General features: G+C 47.5%; 1 protein-coding gene. It reads left to right on the top strand.

The window, feature by feature from the left end; translation table 11 throughout:
• Positions 1-12 precede the first annotated feature (12 nt).
• On the top strand, positions 13-1,082 hold a 1,070-nt coding region (locus EOO50_RS17675), incomplete at its 3' end, for a DUF5686 family protein (protein WP_290841607.1).

Below are 1,082 nucleotides of genomic sequence, written 5' to 3'. Positions count from 1 at the left end.
ACGCAGTACAAAATGAAGAAGTTTGTAACGCGTCAGCACTTTTTTGAAACCGAGAAAGTGTCGGAATTTCAGTTTGACGGAACAACGTTGAAGGAAACGGTAATCGGCACAAAAATGTCTGGATTCAAAGAGCCTGTCTATGAAGTGCTTGGTTTTGACATGCAGTCTTTTTCGGTTTATGACCAGTATTACGAGCTGTTCGAAACCAAATATTACAGCCCGATTGCACGCGAGGCATTTTCGGATTATCGCTATCAGCTGTTGGATTCTACGCTGATTGACGGACGAAAAACCTACAAGATTTCGTTCCGGGATAAAAAAAAGCGCGAACGCTCAAGCCTTCAGGGCGTGTTGTATATCGACGCAGAAAATTACGGAGTTGCCCGAGCCGATTTCCAGGTTCGCGGACTGCTCATCATCAGCGCCAATCATACGTTTCATTACATTAACGAGGAGAAAATCTGGTTTCCTGTCGGGCGCAGCCTTAAAATCCAGAAAGGCAACAACTCTGACGACATCCATATTCCGGGAACAACGATCCGTTTCGACGCAGTGTCCGATCCGAACCCGCGCCGGTTAAAGGAAACTTCTGATTTCACCTATTTGTTTTCGCAGTCCAAATACCGCGAAATTCAATACAATGTTCCCGTAAAGATTAAAAAGAAATCGGTGGCGATCGAGGTCAAGGATTACGCGAGCGACCGCGATGAGAGCTTTTGGGCGCCGTACAAAGATTCGGTCGATGTTCGCGAACGCAACACCTATTACGCGCTGGACAGTATCGTTGCCAAGGAGAAAATCGAAAAGAAACTGCGTTTTGGGCGCAAGATCATCAACGGCTATATTCCGTTCGGGCCGATTGACCTGGACTTGCGCTATTTGTTGAGCTATAACAACTACGAAGGTTTCCGTCTCGGGCTTGGCGGCGTGACCAACGACAAATTTTCAGAAATATACCGCATCGAAGGCTACTCGGCGTATGGAACCAAGGATGGAAATTTCAAGTACAATCTCGGCGGCGCTGCGCGAATCGGGAAGTTTTCCAATACCTGGATCGGCGGCAGCTATACCGATGATGTGCG

This window comes from Flavobacterium sp., assembly GCF_004211145.1.
In the GTDB taxonomy this organism is placed as follows: Bacteria; Bacteroidota; Bacteroidia; order Flavobacteriales; family Flavobacteriaceae; genus Flavobacterium.
Note: the sequence above shows the minus strand (reverse complement) of the source record. Positions and strands in the feature narration are given on the sequence as shown.